This window comes from Gammaproteobacteria bacterium (assembly GCA_036383255.1).
Lineage (GTDB): Bacteria > Pseudomonadota > Gammaproteobacteria > Natronospirales > REEB76 > DASUBN01.
In genome coordinates this window covers 157,044-173,346 of record DASVOS010000010.1, presented here as the reverse complement: position 1 = coordinate 173,346, position 16,303 = coordinate 157,044, and the positions used below count along the sequence as shown (strand labels likewise).

The window sequence follows — 16,303 nt, the reverse complement described above, 5'->3', positions numbered from 1 at the left end:
GAAATAGTCGCCGAAACTGAAATTGCCCAGCATCTCGAAAAAGGTGTGGTGGCGTGCGGTATAGCCGACGTTCTCCAGGTCATTGTGCTTGCCGCCCGCGCGCACGCAGCGCTGCGACGTGGTCGCCCGCACGAAAGCACGCTTGTCCTGGCCGAGGAACACATCCTTGAACTGGACCATGCCCGCATTGGTGAATAACAGGGTGGGGTCATTGCCGGGGACCAGCGGGCTGGAAGCCACGATGGTGTGGCCTTGTTTCCTGAAATATTCAAGGAAGCGGGTACGGATCTCGTTGCTGTTCATTGCACGCATAACCGGAGGAGTCGAAAAAAAGCGGCCGAACCCGGGGTTCGGCCCATTGTGTTACCAATTATTGCATTTGCAGTGGCGAATGGGCTACTGCTCGTCGCGGCCCAGGACCTTGTGCACGGCCTCGGCTGAAAACCCCCGGCTGGCGAGGAATCGCGCCTGCCTGGCCCGCTCCTCCAGGTTTGCCGGCCGCTTGCCGAACTTCTTCTTCCAGACGGCGCGCGCGGCGGCGACCTCACTGTCCTTCAACTGGGATTGTGCGGCAGCGATCGCGGCGGCGGATACGCCTTTTTCACGCAACTCATGGACGATGCGCGCGGCCCCGAAACGGCGCCTGCGCACCGTGGTCAGTTGCTCCACGAAGCGCGCTTCCGACAGCCAGCCGCGTTTTTCCAGGTCGTCGAGCAGGGGCTCGATCTGCTCCGGGTCCTCGGCGAAGGGCAGCAGTTTCTGCTGCAGTTCCTGCCGGGAATGTTCGCGCCGCGCCAGGGCTTTCAGCGCGCGCGCGCGCAGGGTCTGGGGCGGCGCAGGCAATTCGGGGCGTTACTCCACTTCCAGGATCTGGGCCAGCGGCTTTTCGGCCACGTGGGCGCGAATCTTGTTCTCGATTTCCTTTGCCATCTCCGGATGTTCCTTTAGGAATTCGCGGGTGTTGTCCTTGCCCTGGCCGATGCGTTCCTTGCCATAACTGTACCAGGCACCGGATTTCTCGATGATGTTGTAGAGCACGCCCAGCTCGATGATTTCGCCTTCGAGGGAAATGCCCGCGCCGTAGAGGATGTCGAACTCCGCCTGCCGGAACGGCGGCGCCACCTTGTTCTTGACCACTTTGGCGCGGGTTTCGCTGCCGACCACTTCCTCGCCCTTCTTGATTGCGCCAATGCGGCGGATGTCGATGCGCACGGATGCGTAGAACTTCAGTGCATTGCCTCCGGTCGTGGTTTCCGGATTGCCGAACATGACGCCGATCTTCATGCGGATCTGGTTGATGAAGATGACCAAGGTGTTGGAGCGCTTGATGTTGGCGGTGAGCTTGCGCAGCGCCTGGGACATGAGGCGCGCCTGCAGGCCCATGTGCTGGTCGCCCATCTCGCCCTCGATCTCGGCCTTCGGGGTCAGCGCGGCGACCGAGTCCACCACCACCACGTCCACCGCGGCGGAACGCACCAGCATGTCGGCGATCTCGAGGGCCTGTTCGCCGGTGTCCGGCTGGGAGATGAGCAGGTCTTCCACCTTCACACCGAGCTTGCCGGCATAGACCGGGTCGAGCGCGTGCTCCGCGTCGATGAAGGCGGCGGTGCCGCCCTTCTTCTGGATCTCGGCGATCACCTGCAGGGTGAGCGTGGTCTTGCCCGAGGATTCCGGGCCGTAGATCTCCACCACGCGGCCGCGCGGCAGACCGCCGACGCCGAGGGCGAGGTCCAGGGTGAGGGAACCGGTGGAGACGGTCTCGATCTCGCGGGTGGCGGCGTGGTCGCCGAGGCGCATCACCGAGCCCTTGCCGAACTGCTTCTCGATCTGGCCCAGCGCCGCCGCCAGCGCCTTCTTGCGGTTGTCGTCCATCGCCATCGGTACCACCTTCAGGTTCGCGTTCATGTCCCTAGCTCCTGCCCATTATTTCACAGCCCTGCGCGCGCCGAGGGCATACGTCGCGAGCGGGGTGTATTCACTGCCGTGGATGCCGGTGACGGAATTCACCAGCGCGAAATCGGAGGTCTCCCACGTCACCGGGCCGAAGGCGCCGAGCGCGCCGGGGCGGCGCACCTTGCGCGCCAGCGTCACGTGCGGGACGAAGGGCTTGGGATCGGGACGGAAGCCCGCAGCCATGAGGCGCTCGCGCAGGCTCGCCGCGAGGTTCGCGGCGGCGGGCAGCACGCGGCTTGCGCCGCACCAGAGCACCTGCGGGTGCTCCCAGTAGCCGTAGCGGTCGAGCTCCACGCGCAGGGAGTCGCCCTGCACCGAGGCGGCGATGCTCTGCACCAGCGGGAGCGCGTCCTGGGCGACGGAGCCCAGGAACACCAGGGTCATGTGGAAATTGGCGGCGGGCACCGGCTTGCCGTCGGCCGCCTCGACCGTCTCGCGGCTCGCCTTATATATGGCGTCGCGGGTGGCGTCGGAGGGCCAGAGGGCGAAGAACAGCCGGGAGGCGGCAGGCGCCTGGACTTGGGTGCTTTTGGGAGACTGCTGATGCATCTCTCGCGGCCCGCACCGGCAGTGGTACGGGAAGTACCCAGGGATTTGCCGGTACCTGTAAGTTTATACAGTAGTCGGCCGATGTCAAGGAAATACTGTAAAGATTTCCAGTTGTCTTGGCTATAGCCCGTCCCGCAAGGCCTCCAGGGCCGCTTTCACGGACCGGCGCCGCACTGACTCCCGGTCACCTTGGAACAAGCAATGCTGGCTGGTCACTTTTCCATCAGGCCAGCGCCAGGCGATCCACACCGTCCCCACCGGCTTCTCCAGGCTGCCGCCGTTGGGTCCGGCGATGCCCGTCACCGCCACCGACACCTGGGCCCGGCTCCAGTGGCAGGCGCCCTCCGCCATCTCCCGCGCCACCACCTCGGACACGGCGCCGTAGGCGTCCAACGAGGCCTGCCGCACCCCCAGCATCGCCACCTTGGATTCATTGCTATAGGTGACGAAGCCGCGTTCGAACCAGCCGGAACTCCCGGAGACGTCCGTCAGCACCTTGCCGATCCAGCCGCCGGTGCAGGATTCCGCCGCCGCCACGCTGAGCTTGCGGGACCCGAGCCGTTCCCCCACTTCCTGGGCCAGTCTTTTCAAGGTCTCGTCGCTGACATCCATGGCGGCAGATTAGCATTGCCTGCCGCGATTGGACGCGCCGATAGCTTGATGCAAAATGCCTTCCCTGGCATTTTGCACTCGCTTCGCCGCAGGATCGGCCTGCGGCTCGCTCCGAAAATCAAACACTTACGTGTTCGATTTTCGACGCGTCCATCCATGGACGCACCAGCAGGGTGCAAGCCATTCTTGCGTCACCCTGCTAGCATCGCCCTTCCCCCGGGAAGCCCATGAACCAGACCGCCGACAACGCCTTCGCCGACCACACGCCGGTCATGCGCCAGTACCTGCGCGTGAAGTCCGAGCACCCGGACGTGCTGGTGTTCTACCGCATGGGCGACTTCTATGAGCTCTTCTACGACGACGCGCGCAAGGCCGCGCGGCTCATGGACATCACGCTGACGCAGCGCGGCCAGTCCGGCGGCTCGCCCATCCCCATGGCGGGGGTGCCCTATCACCAGCTGGACAACTACCTCGCCAAGCTGGTGAGGCTTGGGGAATCTGTAGCGATCTGTGAACAGATCGGCGACCCGGCCACTTCCAAGGGCCCCGTGGAGCGCAAGGTGGTGCGCATCGTCACGCCCGGCACCGTCACGGACGAAGCGCTCTTGGAAGAGCGCCGCGACAACCTGCTGGCGGCGGTGCATGCCGGCAATCCGCATTACGGTCTCGCCGCACTGGACTTGGGTTCGGGCCGCTTCACGATATTGGAACTCGCCGGCGAAGAGGCTTTATTGGGCGAGTTGGAGCGGCTGCGCCCGGCGGAGCTGCTCTACGCCGAGGACGCACTGCTGCCCAGGGCCGCCCAGCAACGAAATGGTGGGCGGCCGCGGCCGCCCTGGCATTTCGACATCGAGACCGCCGCGCGCCTGCTCACGGCCCAGTTCCGCACCCGCGACCTGGCCGGCTTCGGCGCCGAGGGGCTCGATGCCGCCGTCACCGCCGCCGGCGCGCTCCTGCAATACGTGCAGGAGACCCAGCGCACGGCGCTGCCGCACCTCACGGGCCTCACGGTGGAGCGGCGCGACGACGCGCTCATATTGGATGCCGCCACCCGCCGCAACCTCGAACTCGAGACGAGCCTGGTGGGCCGCCATGAGTTCACCCTCGCCGGCGTCATGGACCGTAGCGTCACGCCCATGGGCTCGCGCCTCCTGCGCCGCTGGCTCAACCGCCCGCTCCGGGACCACGCGCTCCTCCAGCAGCGCTACCACTGCGTCGCCACGCTCATGGAACAGCGCCGCTACGAACCCCTGCAGGAGCGGCTGAACGGCATCGGCGACGTGGAGCGCATCCTGGCCCGGGTGGCTCTGAAGTCCGCCCGGCCCCGGGATCTCGGCCAGCTGCGCTACACCTTGGGCGAGCTCCCTGCCCTGCGCACGTCCCTTGCCGGACTGGACACACCCCTCCTTAGAGAGTTGAGCCAGGCGCTGGGCCAGCACCCGGACCTGCACGAACTGTTGAAGAAAGCCCTGGTGGAGAACCCACCGGCCCTGGCCCGGGAGGGCGGCATCTTCGCGGAAGGCTACGACGCGGAACTGGACGAGCTGCGCCACATCAACCGCGACGCCGATGCCTTCCTCACGGACCTGGAGAACCGCGAGAAACTGCGTAGCGGCATCGCGACCCTCAAGGTGAACTACAACCGGGTCCACGGCTTCTATATAGAGGTGGGCCGCACCCACGCGGACAAGGTCCCGGCGGACTACATCCGCCGCCAGACCCTGAAGGGCGTCGAGCGCTACATCACGCCGGAGCTGAAGGCTTTCGAGGACAAGGCCCTCTCGGCGCAGGAGCGTTCCCTGGCCCGGGAGCGACAGCTCTACGACGCGCTGCTGGACAAGCTGATCGAACGCCTCGCGGACCTGCAGCGCACCGCCACGGCGCTGGCGACACTGGACGTGGTGGCGAACCTGGCCGAGCGGGCCGTGAGCCTGCGCCTCGCGGCGCCGGAGCTCACCGATAAACCCGAGCTTCGCATCGAAGGCGGCCGGCACTTAGTGGTGGAGCAGGTCATCGACACGCCCTTCGTGCCCAACGACCTCAGGCTCGACGACGCCCGCCGCATGCTGGTCATCACCGGCCCGAACATGGGCGGCAAGTCCACCTACATGCGCCAGACGGCGCTCATCGCGATACTCGCGCACATCGGCAGCTTCGTGCCAGCGGCCAAAGCCGTCATCGGCCCGCTGGACCGCATCTTCACCCGCATCGGCGCCTCGGACGACCTCGCCGGCGGGCGCTCCACCTTCATGGTGGAGATGGTGGAGACTGCGAACATCCTGAACAACGCTACAGACCACAGCCTTGTGCTCATGGACGAGATCGGCCGCGGCACCAGCACCTACGACGGCATGTCCCTGGCCTGGGCCGCCGCGAGCCACATCGCGCGCAACCTGCGCGCGTTCACGCTCTTCGCCACCCATTACTTCGAGCTCACGGCGCTGCCGGAGCTGATACCGGGCATCGCGAACGTGCACCTGGATGCCACCGAGCACGCCCACGAGCTCGTGTTCCTGCACGCGGTGAAGGAAGGCCCGGCGGACCGGAGCTACGGTCTGCAGGTGGCAGCGCTGGCCGGCATCCCCAAGCAGGTGATCACGCAGGCCCGTGAGTATCTCGTGCGCCTCGAGTCCGCCCAGCGCCAACCCAAGGGGCAGCTGCAGCCCCAGCAGCAAGGCCTGTTCACCGCAGCGCCTTCTGCCGTAGAGGAGAAGCTAAAGTCCGTGGACCCGGACAAGCTCTCGCCCAAGGAAGCGCTGGAACTCCTCTACCAGCTCAAGAAGCTCTGACATGCGCCTCGCCGCGGCACTCCTCCTGGTGTTGCTCACGGCCACTGCCCACGCAGCTCCCGGTGATCTCATCCTGCGCGACGGCGCCGTCTACACGCTCAACGACAAGCAGCCCCGGGCCAGCGCTGTAGTCATCCGCGCCGGCCACATCGCCTACGTAGGTGATGAATCGGGATTGAAGCCTTACCTGGAAGGCGCGCGCGTCGTCGATCTGCACGGTGCCATGGTGTTGCCGGGCTTCCACGACGCGCACATCCATCCCCTGTCCGGCGGCATGCGGATGCTGCAGTGCGACCTCAGCGGTGCCAAATCCCTGCAGGAACTCGAGGCCCGCGTGAAGGCGGAAGCTTCCGCGACGCACGCCTGGGTGTTCTGCAACGGCGTGCCGGACGCGCTCGGCAAGGGTCTCGACCGTGCCACGCTCGACGCCTGGGTGACGGACCGTCCCACCTTCATCCGTACCACGGACGGCTTCACCGCCTGGGCGAACTCCAAGGCGCTCGCCTCCGGCGGCCTCGATCCGAAGGGCGCAGGCATCCTGAAGGGCGATGACACCACCCGCGTGCGCAGCAAGGTGCCGCCGCCCAGCCCGGCCGACTACCGCGAGGCGTTGAAGCGCGTCAGCGCCCTCGCCAACAGCCTCGGCATCACCTCCGTGTTCGATGCCGCCGCCACGCCCGACATGGTGCAGGCCTATCACGCTGCGGACCTGGCGGGTGAACTCACCCTGCGCGTGACGGCCACCCAGCCTGTGGACCCGGCGCAGGGACCGGGACAAGTAGATGCACTGTTGAAGCAGCGGGAACGAATGCGCGGCAAGCGCTTCCGTGCCGAAGCCGCCAAGCTCTTCCTAGACGGCGAGCTGAGTGAGCACACCGCCTCGATGCTCGTGGCCTATGCCGATGCGCCTGACGAGCGCGGCCCCACCATCCCGCAGGACCTGCTGGACGCGATCGTGCAGAGACTCGACGCCGCAGGCTTCCTCATCCACATGCACGCCATGGGCGATGCCGCCGTGCGTGCAGGCCTCGATGCCATCGAACACGCCATGCAGAAGGACGGCGCGGCGGACCGCCGCGACCAGATCGCGCACTTGGGCGTGGTGGACCCGGCGGACCTCCCGCGCTTCGGCAAGCTCGGCGTCACCGGGAACTTCACATCCCTCTGGTTCCAGCCCGGTGACGAGCCTTTCCTGCCGGCCCAGCAGGCCTTGGGCCCGGAGCGTGCGAAGTGGATGTATCCCATGGGCAGCGTGCGCGCTGCCGGCGGGCGCGTGACCCTGGGCAGCGACTGGCCCCAGGAGACGCTGTCGCCCCTCGATGGCATCCAGTACGCAGTGACCCGCCAGCCGCTGGACGGCGGCCAGCCTGCGCCGCAACCGGAGCAACGCATCGGCGTGGCGCAGGCCATCGCGGCCTACACGCGGGATGCCGCCTGGGCGGTACGGGAGGATGCAGTCGATGGGACCATCGAAGCAGGCAAGGCCGCCGACCTGGTGGTGCTGGACCAGGACCTCTTCAAGGTGGATGTCATGTCCATACACAAGACCCGCGTGCTACTGACCCTCTTGGAGGGCGACCCCCTGTATGTCGCCCCGGGCTTCACCTGGCCCCGCTGAGGGACATCCGCCGGAGCTGACTAGGTCAATGTGGCTGCCCGGCCAGCGGGATACCTTGGTGCCGTCGCCAAGGAGGATCCCGGCCATGACCACGCAGATCGAAGTCCACACCGACGAACATGCGCTGACCCCCAACCAGGACGGCGTGGAGTTCAACGTCTATATGGATGGCGCGAAGGTGCAGTGCGTCATCACTGGCGCAGCCCTGAAGTCCCAGTTCAAGGACCCCGTCAGGCCCATCATGGACATCTTCACCGACAACCAGGACACCATCGCCGCCATGGCCAGCTTCCTGCTGTCCACCCGGCCGGAGCGCGTCGACGGAGCCGTGATCATCGGCCAGGAGGACGCCAAGACCTTCGCGGGCCGTTAGCGGCGTTCATTCATCCTGTGATACCGGCGCCGCCAGCGACTTGCGCAGCGTGAGGCCGCCGAAGCGCTTCTGGAACTCTTTGCTAGCGGCGGCGTAGTCGTCCCTCACCACCACCTTCTCGGTGGAGAAGAACTCGTCCCGGTAATACTGGATCGTGCCGATGTACACCGCCTTGTCGCCGGGGCGCACGTCCACGCGGAACATGCCTTCCAGCGGCGCGGCGGGATCGGGCGGGACCTCGTTGGGACCCATCACCTTCACCTCGGCGTTCATCACCACCCAGCCCTTGAGGATGTAGAAGGGCTCCGCCGGCGCCTGCACGTAGAACAGCTTGCCGAAGGGCGCGTCGATGCGATTCTTGAGGTCGCCGCGGTTGAACTCGTATACCGGCCTGGGTCCGGCATCCACCACCAGGAGCGCCTCGTCGGCGAACTCCCGGTAGGAATCCCCCAGCTTCTGCTCGCCCGGCTTGAGCGCGGGATGCAGCTCCACCTTGCCCACCAGCACCACTTGGCCCGACTCCAGCGCCGCCGGCTGGTCCACCGGCTTGATGCTGCTCTCCGGCACGCAGGCCGCGAGCAGCGGCGCCAGCACGAGCAGCCAGCGCAGCGCTCTCATTTGTGCAGCTCCGCCATGCGCGCGCGGATGCGCGCTTCCCATTGGGTACCCTTCACCCAATCCTGCTTCAGCAGCCGGCCGAGGAGCTCCAGTTCCGTCGGTGACTTCACCCGCTCGATGTCGAACTTGCCGGCCTCGAACATGCCGGTCTCCACGTCCTTGTACTTGAACGAGCCCAGGAAGTAGATGCCGGGTTTCTGGATGCGCACCGAGGCCTCGTTGCGCCCGTAGGCCGGGAAGTTGTACACCACCGCGCCGTGCAGGAAGCTCGAGCCCGACAGGCTCGCGAGCTGGTAGGAACCCGGCGGCAGGTACTGCTGGCTCATCAGCCCGTCCTCCACGCCCATGGTCCAGTACCCCTCCTCGCCCTGGGGCTTGAGGCTCGCGCTCTCGAGCTCGGTGGGCGCATCGCCCATGTCCACGTAGGCGAACACCAGCGAGTTGGTCGGGTCATTGATGTCCCGTTCCGGCCCGATGCTGTTGCTGGCGCAGCCGGCGAGGCTGAGCATGGCCAGGCATGCCAATGCAAATGACTTACGCATATTGGTCCCCAGAAATCCCTATCAAAGTGACGGGTAAGTTACTGGCTGAACATAACACCGAGCGTGACGCAGTTCTCACTTCTTCGGTGGTGCGAAATTGTCCACGCGGTACCGCGCAATGAGCCGAGATCCGGCAAGCCCGCGCCGAGAGCGCACCATGGCGCGTCCAACACCGGCGATCAGCGGAGGAACATCCCCTCTCGCAGGAACGCCGTCACCTGCCGCGCCAACTCCCGCGTGAATAGCATGCCCGTGTGGTTGGAGTGGATCGTCGCCGTGTCCTTGGCGCCCTCGATGTGTGTCTCGGCGACTTCCACCATCCCGTCATGGGGCGAAGTGAGACCGAAGTTCATGGGGTTGATGGCGAACTCATGGGTGCCGGCGATCACGCCCAGCTCCCTGGGTTCCGTCCATCGGGGTTCGTGCCTCGCCGCCAGCCCACCCGGACCGGCCTTGCCGATGGCCCAGTGCAGGCCCTTCTGGGTCAGGTAGGCGGCGGCGCGGCTGCCCCTCACCGGTGAGCCCATGAACACCACCCGTCCCGGCGGCAGCGCCACGCCCTGCTCGAACATGCGCAGGATCACGAGTCCTCCGAGGCTGTGGGCCACGAGGTGCAGTCGCTCCGCGCGGATGGCCTGCAGATAGGCTCCCAGAGCTTGGGCGTTCTGGGCCGGTCCGCGGCTCACAGACCGGTAGCTGAACTGGCGGGTCTCGAAGCCGCCCCGCGCCACACGGCGGCGCAGCAAGGCCAGCTCTAAACCGACCATATATAAGCCGTGGATGAATACGACTGTTTCAGCCATGAGGCCATGATACCGGCCGCTCCGGTATCATTTACGCCCCCATGAAGAGTCCTTCCTCTCTCCTTTCCCCCCGCCGGCGCAGCGTGCCGGTCAGGGTCGGCACCGTGCAGGTGGGCGGCGACGCGCCCATCGTGGTGCAGTCCATGACCAACACCGACACCGCCGACGTCACCGCCACCACCCAGCAGGTGGCGGAGCTGGCGCGGGCGGGCTCGGAGCTGGTGCGCATCACCGTTAACACCGACGAGGCTGCCGCCGCGGTGCCCCACATCCGCGAGCGCCTGGAAGCCACGGGTATACGCGTGCCCTTGGTGGGCGACTTCCACTTCAACGGCCACAAGCTCCTCAAGGCGCACCCGGCCTGCGCCGAGGCGCTGGCCAAGTACCGCATCAACCCCGGCAACGTGGGCAAGGGCTCCCGGCGCGACCCGCAGTTCGCCGAGATGATCGAAGTTGCACTGAAGTACGGCAAGGCCGTGCGCATCGGCGTGAACTGGGGGAGCCTGGACCAGGACCTGCTCACGCGCATGATGGACGAGAACGCGGGTAGCGTCGCGCCGAAGGACACCAAGGACGTGCTGCACGAGGCTATGGTGGCCTCCGCGCTCCTCTCCGCCGGGCGCGCCGAGGAGCTGGGCCTGCCGCACGACCGGATCATCCTCTCCTGCAAGATGAGCGGCGTGCAGGACTTGATAGATGTGTACACGCGCCTCGCCGCGCGCTGTGACTACCCGCTGCACCTGGGGCTCACGGAAGCCGGCATGGGCAGCAAGGGCATCGTCGCCTCCACCGCGGCGCTCGCGGTGCTCCTGCAGCAGGGCATCGGCGACACCATCCGCGTGTCCCTCACGCCGGAGCCCGGCGGCGACCGCAGCCGCGAGGTGATCGTGGCCCAGGAGATCCTCCAGACCCTGGGCCTGCGTGCGTTCCTGCCGCTGGTGGCCGCGTGTCCCGGCTGTGGCCGCACCACCAGCACCTACTTCCAGCAGCTCGCCCAGGACATCCAGAGCTACATCCGCCACCAGATGCCGGAGTGGAAGAAATCATATGAAGGGGTCGAGACCATGCAGGTCGCCGTCATGGGCTGCGTGGTGAACGGTCCCGGCGAGAGCAAGCACGCCAACATCGGCATCAGCCTCCCAGGCACCGGAGAGCGGCCGGTGGCCCCGGTCTATGTGGATGGCGAAAAAAGCATCACTTTGAAGGGTGATACGATATCGGCAGATTTCCAGAAGATAGTGGACGATTACGTCAGAACCCACTATCCAGCCCGGAATTGAGCGCATCTCCCTTACGTAGAATGCCTGACTTTTATCCCCCGGCAAGGGTCTATATATAAGGGATAGCGGTCCCAGCCAGGCCGCCTGATAAAATCTGCGCCTCTTGGCATGCCAGCAAGGACTAAGGCCGACTCGAATGGGCAAGTCTTCAAAATATGTCGCGAAGGAGCCGGATGCCTCCGGCTACATCGCCTACACCGACGCGGAGCACGAGGTCTGGCACGACCTCATCACCCGCCAGATGCCCATCGTCCAGAAGTACGCCTGCCCCGAGTACCTGGCGGCGCTGGACGTGATGAAGTTCCCCCAGGACCGCATCCCCCAGTGCAAGGAAGTCTCCGAGGTGCTGAAGAAGCACACCGGCTGGGAAGTGGCGGCGGTGCCGGCGCTCATCCCCTTCGGCCAGTTCTTCCAGCTGCTGGCGGACAAGAAGTTCCCCGCTGCTTCCTTCATCCGCTCCCGCGAGGAGATGGATTACCTGCAGGAGCCGGACATCTTCCATGAGATCTTCGGCCACACGCCGCTGCTCACGGACCCGCGCTTCGCCGAGTTCACCCACGCCTACGGCAAGGCCGGCGTGCAGGCGCGCAAGGAAGACCACGTGAAGCTGGCGCGGCTCTACTGGTTCACGGTGGAGTTCGGCCTGATCAACACGGCGAAAGGCCTCAAGACCTATGGCGCGGGCATCGTCTCCTCCTACGGCGAGACGCCCTACTCCATCGACAGCCCCAAGCCCCAGCGCAAGCGCTTCGACCCCATCGACGCCCTGCGCACGCCCTACCGCATCGACATCTTCCAGAGCGTGTACTTCATCATCGACAGCCTGCAGGACATGTTCGACCTGGCGCACAAGGACCTGTTCGCCCTGATCCGCGAGGCCGAGAAGCTCGGCATGCACGCGCCCACCTTTCCCCCGGCCGAGAAGAAGGTTTCTTGGGCCTGACCTGACAACAAGAATCCGAGGATTTCCATGACCGAACTAGCCGAGAAGCATTGCGTCCCCTGCGAGGGCGGCATCAGCCCCCTGACCAAGGAAGAATCCGAGCGCTACCTGAAGAAGATCGCCCCGGACTGGACCCTGACTCCGGACGCCAAGGAGCTCCGCAAGGACTTCAAGTTCAAGGGTTTCCAGGGGACCATGATGTTCGTGAACGCCGTGGCCTGGATCGCCCAGCAGGAGGGCCACCATCCGGACCTGGAAGTGGGCTTCAACCACTGTCTGGTGCGCTACACCACCCACGCCATCGGAGGCCTCTCCGAGAACGACTTCATCTGCGCCGCCAAGGTGGACAAGTTGCTCGGCAAGAAGTGAGCTGAGAGCAGTTCTCATCAAGAAGCCCGCTTAGGCGGGCTTTCTTTTGCCCAAAATCGCCTCTCAAGGGCGTTTAAAACGCGTTTCAGCGCGCCAAAACCGGCAAATCGCCCGTCAAACCCATGGCGCGGCGCACAAATGCGTGTTTAAGCGGCGTAAAACGGTCTACAGCACGCAATCCTGCGTTCCGCAGCACAGCCATACCCGCGATATCGCTGCTGAAAAGCCGTTTAAACCCGTCTAGCGCGAAGATCATCGCGAGATTGTCGCCCTTGCGCCAGCGTTCGTAGCGCCGGAGCACTCCAAGATCACCGATGTCGCGCCCTTTGCGCTCCGCGTCCGTCAGAACCTGCGCGAGCGCCGCCGCGTCGAGCAATCCCAGGTTCACGCCCTGACCCGCGAGCGGATGCAGGGCATGCGCCGCGTCCCCGGCGAGCGCGAAGCGCTCCCGCACGTACTCCCGGGCATGCAGCCGCTGCAGCGGGAACGCCACCCGGCGGGTGGCGGCGGTCACGGCCCCCAGGCGCGACTCGCTCGCCTGGGTGAGCGCGGCGCAGAAGCCGGCGTCGTCCAGCGCCAGGAGGCGCGCCGCTTCCGCCTCGTCCGCCGACCAGACGATCGAGCAGCGTCCGTCCGCGAGCGGCAGGAACGCGAGAGGCCCGGTGGGCAGGAAGCGCTGCCAGGCCGTGTCTTGATGGGCCCGCTCGGTGCGCACATTAGCCACCACCGCGCGCTGGCCGTAGGGTTCGTTCTGCACCTCGATGCCGGCCAGCGCGCGCGTCGCGGATGCCGCGCCGTCCGCCGCCACCACCAGGCGCGCGCGCAGGCGCCGCCCGTGGTCGAGATCCAGCGTCGCGCCCGCGTCCTCGAGCTTGAGCGCCTCGGCCCGGGCCGGATGCAGGAGCTTCACCGCCGGGTGCTGCTGCAACCGCGCCCAGAGTGCATGCTGCAGCAGCGAGTTCTCCACGATGTAGCCGAGTTCCGGCTCACCCAGGTCCGCGCAGTCGAAGTGGATGCTGCCCTTGCCGCCCGCGTCCCACACCTGCATCTGCCGGTAGGGCGAGACACGCGCTGCCGCCACCGCCTCCCAGGCGCCCAGCGCCGTCAGGATGCGCCGGCTCGCCGCCGAGAGGGCGAACACACGCAGGTCCACCTCGCCCTTGGGGTCGTAGGGTGCCGGCGATTGGGCATCGATCACCGCCAGGGAGAAGCCGGCATCCGCCAGCGCGCAGGCGAGCGCCGCGCCCACCACGCCGCCGCCGACAATGGCGACATCGCAATCAAACTTCATGTCAGCGGCAACCCGCGAGCCAGCCTCGGCAGGCGCCCCGCGAGACCCATGTTGTGCTTGAGGAACGTACCGCGCACTGCGGGCATGAGTTCCATGGCCAGGAGGCCGGCATTGCGGCCGAAGGCGACGGTGGTGAGCGGGTTGGCGAACACGCGATTCAGGATGTCCGCGAACAGCGCTGTGCCCTTCTGGTCTCCGCCACGCGCGTCCACGTAACGCGAGAGCACTTCCGGCGCGCCGATGTCTTCACCGCCTCGGTGCGCGTCCGCCACCACCTCGGCGAGCATGGCCACGTCCCGTAGCGAGAGGTTGAAACCCTGTGCCGCGACGGGATGCAGCGCATGGGCGGCATTGCCGATGATGAGCGTGCGCGGCGCCTGCTGGGACTGGGCGCGCACCATGCTCAAGGGGTAACTCGCCCGCTTGCCCACTTGCAGGAACTTACCGAAGCGTCCGCCGAATCCCGCCGCCGCTTGGCTCCCGAAGTCGGTATCTTCGAGGCCCAGGATGGCCGGCGCAGCCGCTGTATCCGTGACCCACACGAACCCGTACTTGTCGCCGCCCATGGGCAAGAGCGCCATGGGACCGCTGTCGGCGAAACGCTCGAACGCGGTCTCAGGCTCGGGCCGTTCCACCCGTACGTTGCAGACGATGGCGGTCTGGGCGTAATCCGTGCGGTCGGCGGCGACGCCGAGCTTCGCGCGGATTTCCGATTGGGCGCCGTCCGCCGCGATCAATAGCCGTGCCCTGGCGGTGAGGGGCTGCTCCGCTTCGATCTCGGCCTGCACGTGGTCAGCTTCCGCGCTGAAGGACTTGAGCTTGGCCGGCGCCAGCAGGCGGATGTTGTCCCGGCTAGCGATGAACTCCATGAGCGCCTTGCCTATGAGCCGGTTCGGCGTCACCCAGCCCAGGGCCTCCACCCTCGCCTCGTCGGCGCTGAGGCGCGTGGCGCCGAGGCGCCCCTTGTCCGAGACGTGGATGCGGCGGATGGGTGCCGCCTCCGGCGCGAGGCCGGGCCACACGCCCATGGCCTGATAGATGCGGCGGCTGCCCTCCGCGAGGGCGGTGATGCGGTCGTCGAAGCTCGGCTGGCCGCGGCTGCCGAAAGGTGCTGCTTCCACCACCGCGAGCTTCAATGGCAGCGGTGCAAGCGCCGCGGCGAGGCTGGCCCCGACGAGGCCGCCGCCCACGATCAGCAGGTCGAATTCAGTCTGGGGTTGGGCAGGCATGGCCGCTTACAGAAGCCGCCGCTGCATCAGCGTCTCGATCTCGTCCGCGTCCTTCACCAATGCGCCCGTCAGCACGTCCGGCGCGCCCTTGGTCACCAGCACGTCGTCCTCGATGCGCACGCCGATGCCCTGGAAGCGCTTCGGCACGCCCTTGGTGCCGGGGGCGATGTAGAGGCCGGGCTCCACCGTCAGCACCATGCCGGGCTCCAGCTCGCGCCACTCGTCGCCCACCTTGTAGTCGCCCACGTCGTGCACGTCGAGCCCCAGCCAGTGGCCGGTGCGGTGCATGTAGAAGGTCTTGTAGGCCTCGTCCTTGATGAGCTTGGACACGGAGCCCTTCAGGAGCTCCAGCTTCACGAGGCCCGCCGTCAGCACCTTCACCGCCTCCTCGTGGGGCGCGTTCCAGTGCTCGCCCGGGCGCGCCTTGTCGATGGCGGCGAGCTGCGACTTCAGCACCAGGTCGTACACCGCGCGCTGCTCCGGCGAGTAGCGTCCGTTCACCGGGAAGGTGCGAGTGATGTCCGAGGCGTAGCAGTCCAGCTCGCAGGCGGCGTCGATCAGCACCAGGTCGCCGTCACGGAGCGGCTGGTTGTTCTCGTTGTAGTGCAGGATGCAGCCGTTCTCGCCGCCGCCCACGATGGGGTTGTAGGCGGCGGTGCCGCCGTGGCGGCGGAACTCGTGCAGGAACTCCGCCTCCAGCTCGCCCTCGTTCATGCCGGGGCGGCAGGCGCGCATGGCGCGCTCATGGGCGGACACCGAGACCCGCGCGGCCGCGCGCATGGCCTCCGCTTCCGCCTTGCTCTTGTAGAGACGCATGTCGTGCAAGAGGTGGTCCAGCGCCACGAACTCCTGGGGCGGGTGGATGCCCTGGCGATTCTGGGCCTTGAGCTGGTTCACCCAGGCGATCACGTGCTTGTCGAACTCGGGGGAGGCGCCCATGGTGTAGAACACCCGGTCGCAGTTCTCCATGAGGTGCGGCAGGATCTCGTCGATGTCGCCCACCGGGAAGGCGTCGTCCGCGCCGTAGGTCCGGGTGGCGCCCTCGGGACCGGCGCGCCGGCCGTTCCAGGTCTCCATCACCGGGTCCCGGTCCCGGCAGAACAGGATGTACTCCGCGTGGTCCCGCCCCGGCACCAGCACCGCCACCGCGTCCGGCTCGGGGAAGCCCGTGAGGTAGTGGAAGTCCGAGTCCTGGCGGAAAGGGTAGTGGCTGTCGCGGTTGCGGATCTTCTCGCGGGCGGCGGGCACGATGGCGATGGCGCCGCGCCCCATCATGCGCATGAGGTCCTTGCGGCGGCGGGCGAACTCTGGCTGCTGCATCGCGCGGTCCGGCT

17 protein-coding genes are annotated in these 16,303 nt (G+C 66.7%); 6 read left to right on the top strand and 11 right to left on the bottom strand.

The annotated features are described in order from the left end of the window. The 5 genes from VF651_06785 to VF651_06765 form a co-directional block, all read right to left on the bottom strand. A partial coding sequence (locus tag VF651_06785; GenBank protein HEX7965406.1) for an alanine--tRNA ligase-related protein occupies positions 1–303 on the bottom strand: 303 nt, incomplete at its 3' end. Positions 304–396: 93 nt separating this feature from the next. Continuing rightward, a complete protein-coding gene (gene recX / locus VF651_06780) occupies positions 397–843 on the bottom strand; it encodes a recombination regulator RecX (GenBank protein ID HEX7965405.1) in 447 nt (148 codons plus the stop codon). Between the two features lie 9 nt (positions 844–852). Next, entirely contained in the window at positions 853–1,872 is a 1,020-nt protein-coding gene (gene recA / locus VF651_06775) for a recombinase RecA (GenBank protein ID HEX7965404.1), read from the bottom strand. Between the two features lie 51 nt (positions 1,873–1,923). Next, complete coding sequence (thpR, locus tag VF651_06770) at positions 1,924–2,502, bottom strand: RNA 2',3'-cyclic phosphodiesterase (GenBank protein ID HEX7965403.1); 579 nt, start codon at positions 2,500–2,502, stop codon at positions 1,924–1,926. Positions 2,503–2,622: 120 nt separating this feature from the next. Then, positions 2,623–3,114, bottom strand: a complete 492-nt coding sequence (locus tag VF651_06765) for a nicotinamide-nucleotide amidohydrolase family protein (GenBank protein ID HEX7965402.1) — start codon at positions 3,112–3,114, stop codon at positions 2,623–2,625. A 227-nt stretch (positions 3,115–3,341) separates the two neighbouring features. On the opposite strand from VF651_06765, the gene mutS reads away from it, so the two are divergent. The 3 genes from mutS (at position 3,342) to VF651_06750 (ending at position 7,894) form a co-directional block, all read left to right on the top strand. After that, entirely contained in the window at positions 3,342–5,903 is a 2,562-nt protein-coding gene (gene mutS, locus VF651_06760) for a DNA mismatch repair protein MutS (GenBank protein ID HEX7965401.1), read from the top strand. A gap of 1 nt (position 5,904) precedes the next feature. Next, the gene (locus tag VF651_06755) at positions 5,905–7,521 is read left to right on the top strand and encodes an amidohydrolase (GenBank protein ID HEX7965400.1); all 1,617 of its coding nucleotides are present in this window, start codon (positions 5,905–5,907) and stop codon (positions 7,519–7,521) included. Positions 7,522–7,606: 85 nt separating this feature from the next. Then, on the top strand, positions 7,607–7,894 hold the full coding sequence (locus VF651_06750) for a DUF1488 family protein (protein HEX7965399.1): 288 nt from the start codon (positions 7,607–7,609) through the stop codon (positions 7,892–7,894). Between the two features lie 6 nt (positions 7,895–7,900). Here the strand turns inward: VF651_06750 and VF651_06745 are convergent, their stop codons facing one another. The 3 genes from VF651_06745 to VF651_06735 all read right to left on the bottom strand — a co-directional run bounded on the left by VF651_06745 (position 7,901) and on the right by VF651_06735 (position 9,857). Beyond that, positions 7,901–8,512 carry a hypothetical protein gene (locus VF651_06745; GenBank protein HEX7965398.1) on the bottom strand — a complete coding sequence of 204 codons (612 nt, stop codon included), beginning with the start codon at positions 8,510–8,512 and terminating at the stop codon, positions 7,901–7,903. Then, positions 8,509–9,054 carry a hypothetical protein gene (locus VF651_06740; protein HEX7965397.1) on the bottom strand — a complete coding sequence of 182 codons (546 nt, stop codon included), beginning with the start codon at positions 9,052–9,054 and terminating at the stop codon, positions 8,509–8,511. Before VF651_06740 ends, VF651_06745 begins: the two co-directional genes overlap by 4 nt. Before the next feature lie 179 nt (positions 9,055–9,233). Continuing rightward, positions 9,234–9,857, bottom strand: coding sequence for an alpha/beta fold hydrolase (locus VF651_06735; protein HEX7965396.1), 624 nt, complete (start codon positions 9,855–9,857; stop codon positions 9,234–9,236). Positions 9,858–9,898: 41 nt separating this feature from the next. On the opposite strand from VF651_06735, the gene ispG reads away from it, so the two are divergent. From ispG to VF651_06720, 3 genes are all read left to right on the top strand, one after another. Continuing rightward, entirely contained in the window at positions 9,899–11,137 is a 1,239-nt protein-coding gene (gene ispG, locus VF651_06730) for a flavodoxin-dependent (E)-4-hydroxy-3-methylbut-2-enyl-diphosphate synthase (GenBank protein ID HEX7965395.1), read from the top strand. A 136-nt stretch (positions 11,138–11,273) separates the two neighbouring features. Continuing rightward, complete coding sequence (gene phhA, locus VF651_06725; GenBank protein HEX7965394.1) at positions 11,274–12,080, top strand: phenylalanine 4-monooxygenase; 807 nt, start codon at positions 11,274–11,276, stop codon at positions 12,078–12,080. A gap of 27 nt (positions 12,081–12,107) precedes the next feature. Continuing rightward, positions 12,108–12,449, top strand: coding sequence for a 4a-hydroxytetrahydrobiopterin dehydratase (locus VF651_06720; GenBank protein HEX7965393.1), 342 nt, complete (start codon positions 12,108–12,110; stop codon positions 12,447–12,449). Positions 12,450–12,534: 85 nt separating this feature from the next. On the opposite strand, the gene VF651_06715 is transcribed toward VF651_06720, so the two are convergent. The 3 genes from VF651_06715 to pepP are packed head-to-tail and all read right to left on the bottom strand — an operon-like array spanning position 12,535 to position 16,289. Then, complete coding sequence (locus tag VF651_06715) at positions 12,535–13,740, bottom strand: UbiH/UbiF/VisC/COQ6 family ubiquinone biosynthesis hydroxylase (GenBank protein ID HEX7965392.1); 1,206 nt, start codon at positions 13,738–13,740, stop codon at positions 12,535–12,537. Continuing rightward, positions 13,737–14,969: a 2-octaprenyl-6-methoxyphenyl hydroxylase gene (gene ubiH / locus VF651_06710; protein ID HEX7965391.1), complete on the bottom strand. Its 1,233-nt coding sequence runs from the start codon at positions 14,967–14,969 to the stop codon at positions 13,737–13,739. The genes VF651_06715 and ubiH overlap by 4 nt, the downstream gene beginning before the upstream one ends. A gap of 6 nt (positions 14,970–14,975) precedes the next feature. Further along, the gene (gene pepP, locus VF651_06705) at positions 14,976–16,289 is read right to left on the bottom strand and encodes a Xaa-Pro aminopeptidase (GenBank protein HEX7965390.1); all 1,314 of its coding nucleotides are present in this window, start codon (positions 16,287–16,289) and stop codon (positions 14,976–14,978) included. Positions 16,290–16,303 lie beyond the last annotated feature (14 nt).

Bases quoted from the DNA above. Each gene is read 5' to 3' on its own strand.
- thpR (HEX7965403.1), bottom strand. From the start codon at position 2,502: ATGCATCAGCAGTCTCCCAAAAGCACCCAAGTCCAGGCGCCTGCCGCC.
- VF651_06740 (HEX7965397.1), bottom strand. From the start codon at position 9,054: ATGCGTAAGTCATTTGCATTGGCATGCCTGGCCATGCTCAGCCTCGCC.
- VF651_06745 (HEX7965398.1), bottom strand. From the start codon at position 8,512: ATGAGAGCGCTGCGCTGGCTGCTCGTGCTGGCGCCGCTGCTCGCGGCC.
- mutS (HEX7965401.1), top strand. From the start codon at position 3,342: ATGAACCAGACCGCCGACAACGCCTTCGCCGACCACACGCCGGTCATG.
- VF651_06720 (HEX7965393.1), top strand. From the start codon at position 12,108: ATGACCGAACTAGCCGAGAAGCATTGCGTCCCCTGCGAGGGCGGCATC.
- pepP (HEX7965390.1), bottom strand. From the start codon at position 16,289: ATGCAGCAGCCAGAGTTCGCCCGCCGCCGCAAGGACCTCATGCGCATG.
- VF651_06750 (HEX7965399.1), top strand. From the start codon at position 7,607: ATGACCACGCAGATCGAAGTCCACACCGACGAACATGCGCTGACCCCC.
- ubiH (HEX7965391.1), bottom strand. From the start codon at position 14,969: ATGCCTGCCCAACCCCAGACTGAATTCGACCTGCTGATCGTGGGCGGC.
- recA (HEX7965404.1), bottom strand. From the start codon at position 1,872: ATGGACGACAACCGCAAGAAGGCGCTGGCGGCGGCGCTGGGCCAGATC.
- phhA (HEX7965394.1), top strand. From the start codon at position 11,274: ATGGGCAAGTCTTCAAAATATGTCGCGAAGGAGCCGGATGCCTCCGGC.
- ispG (HEX7965395.1), top strand. From the start codon at position 9,899: ATGAAGAGTCCTTCCTCTCTCCTTTCCCCCCGCCGGCGCAGCGTGCCG.
- VF651_06755 (HEX7965400.1), top strand. From the start codon at position 5,905: ATGCGCCTCGCCGCGGCACTCCTCCTGGTGTTGCTCACGGCCACTGCC.
- VF651_06735 (HEX7965396.1), bottom strand. From the start codon at position 9,857: ATGGCTGAAACAGTCGTATTCATCCACGGCTTATATATGGTCGGTTTA.
- VF651_06765 (HEX7965402.1), bottom strand. From the start codon at position 3,114: ATGGATGTCAGCGACGAGACCTTGAAAAGACTGGCCCAGGAAGTGGGG.
- VF651_06715 (HEX7965392.1), bottom strand. From the start codon at position 13,740: ATGAAGTTTGATTGCGATGTCGCCATTGTCGGCGGCGGCGTGGTGGGC.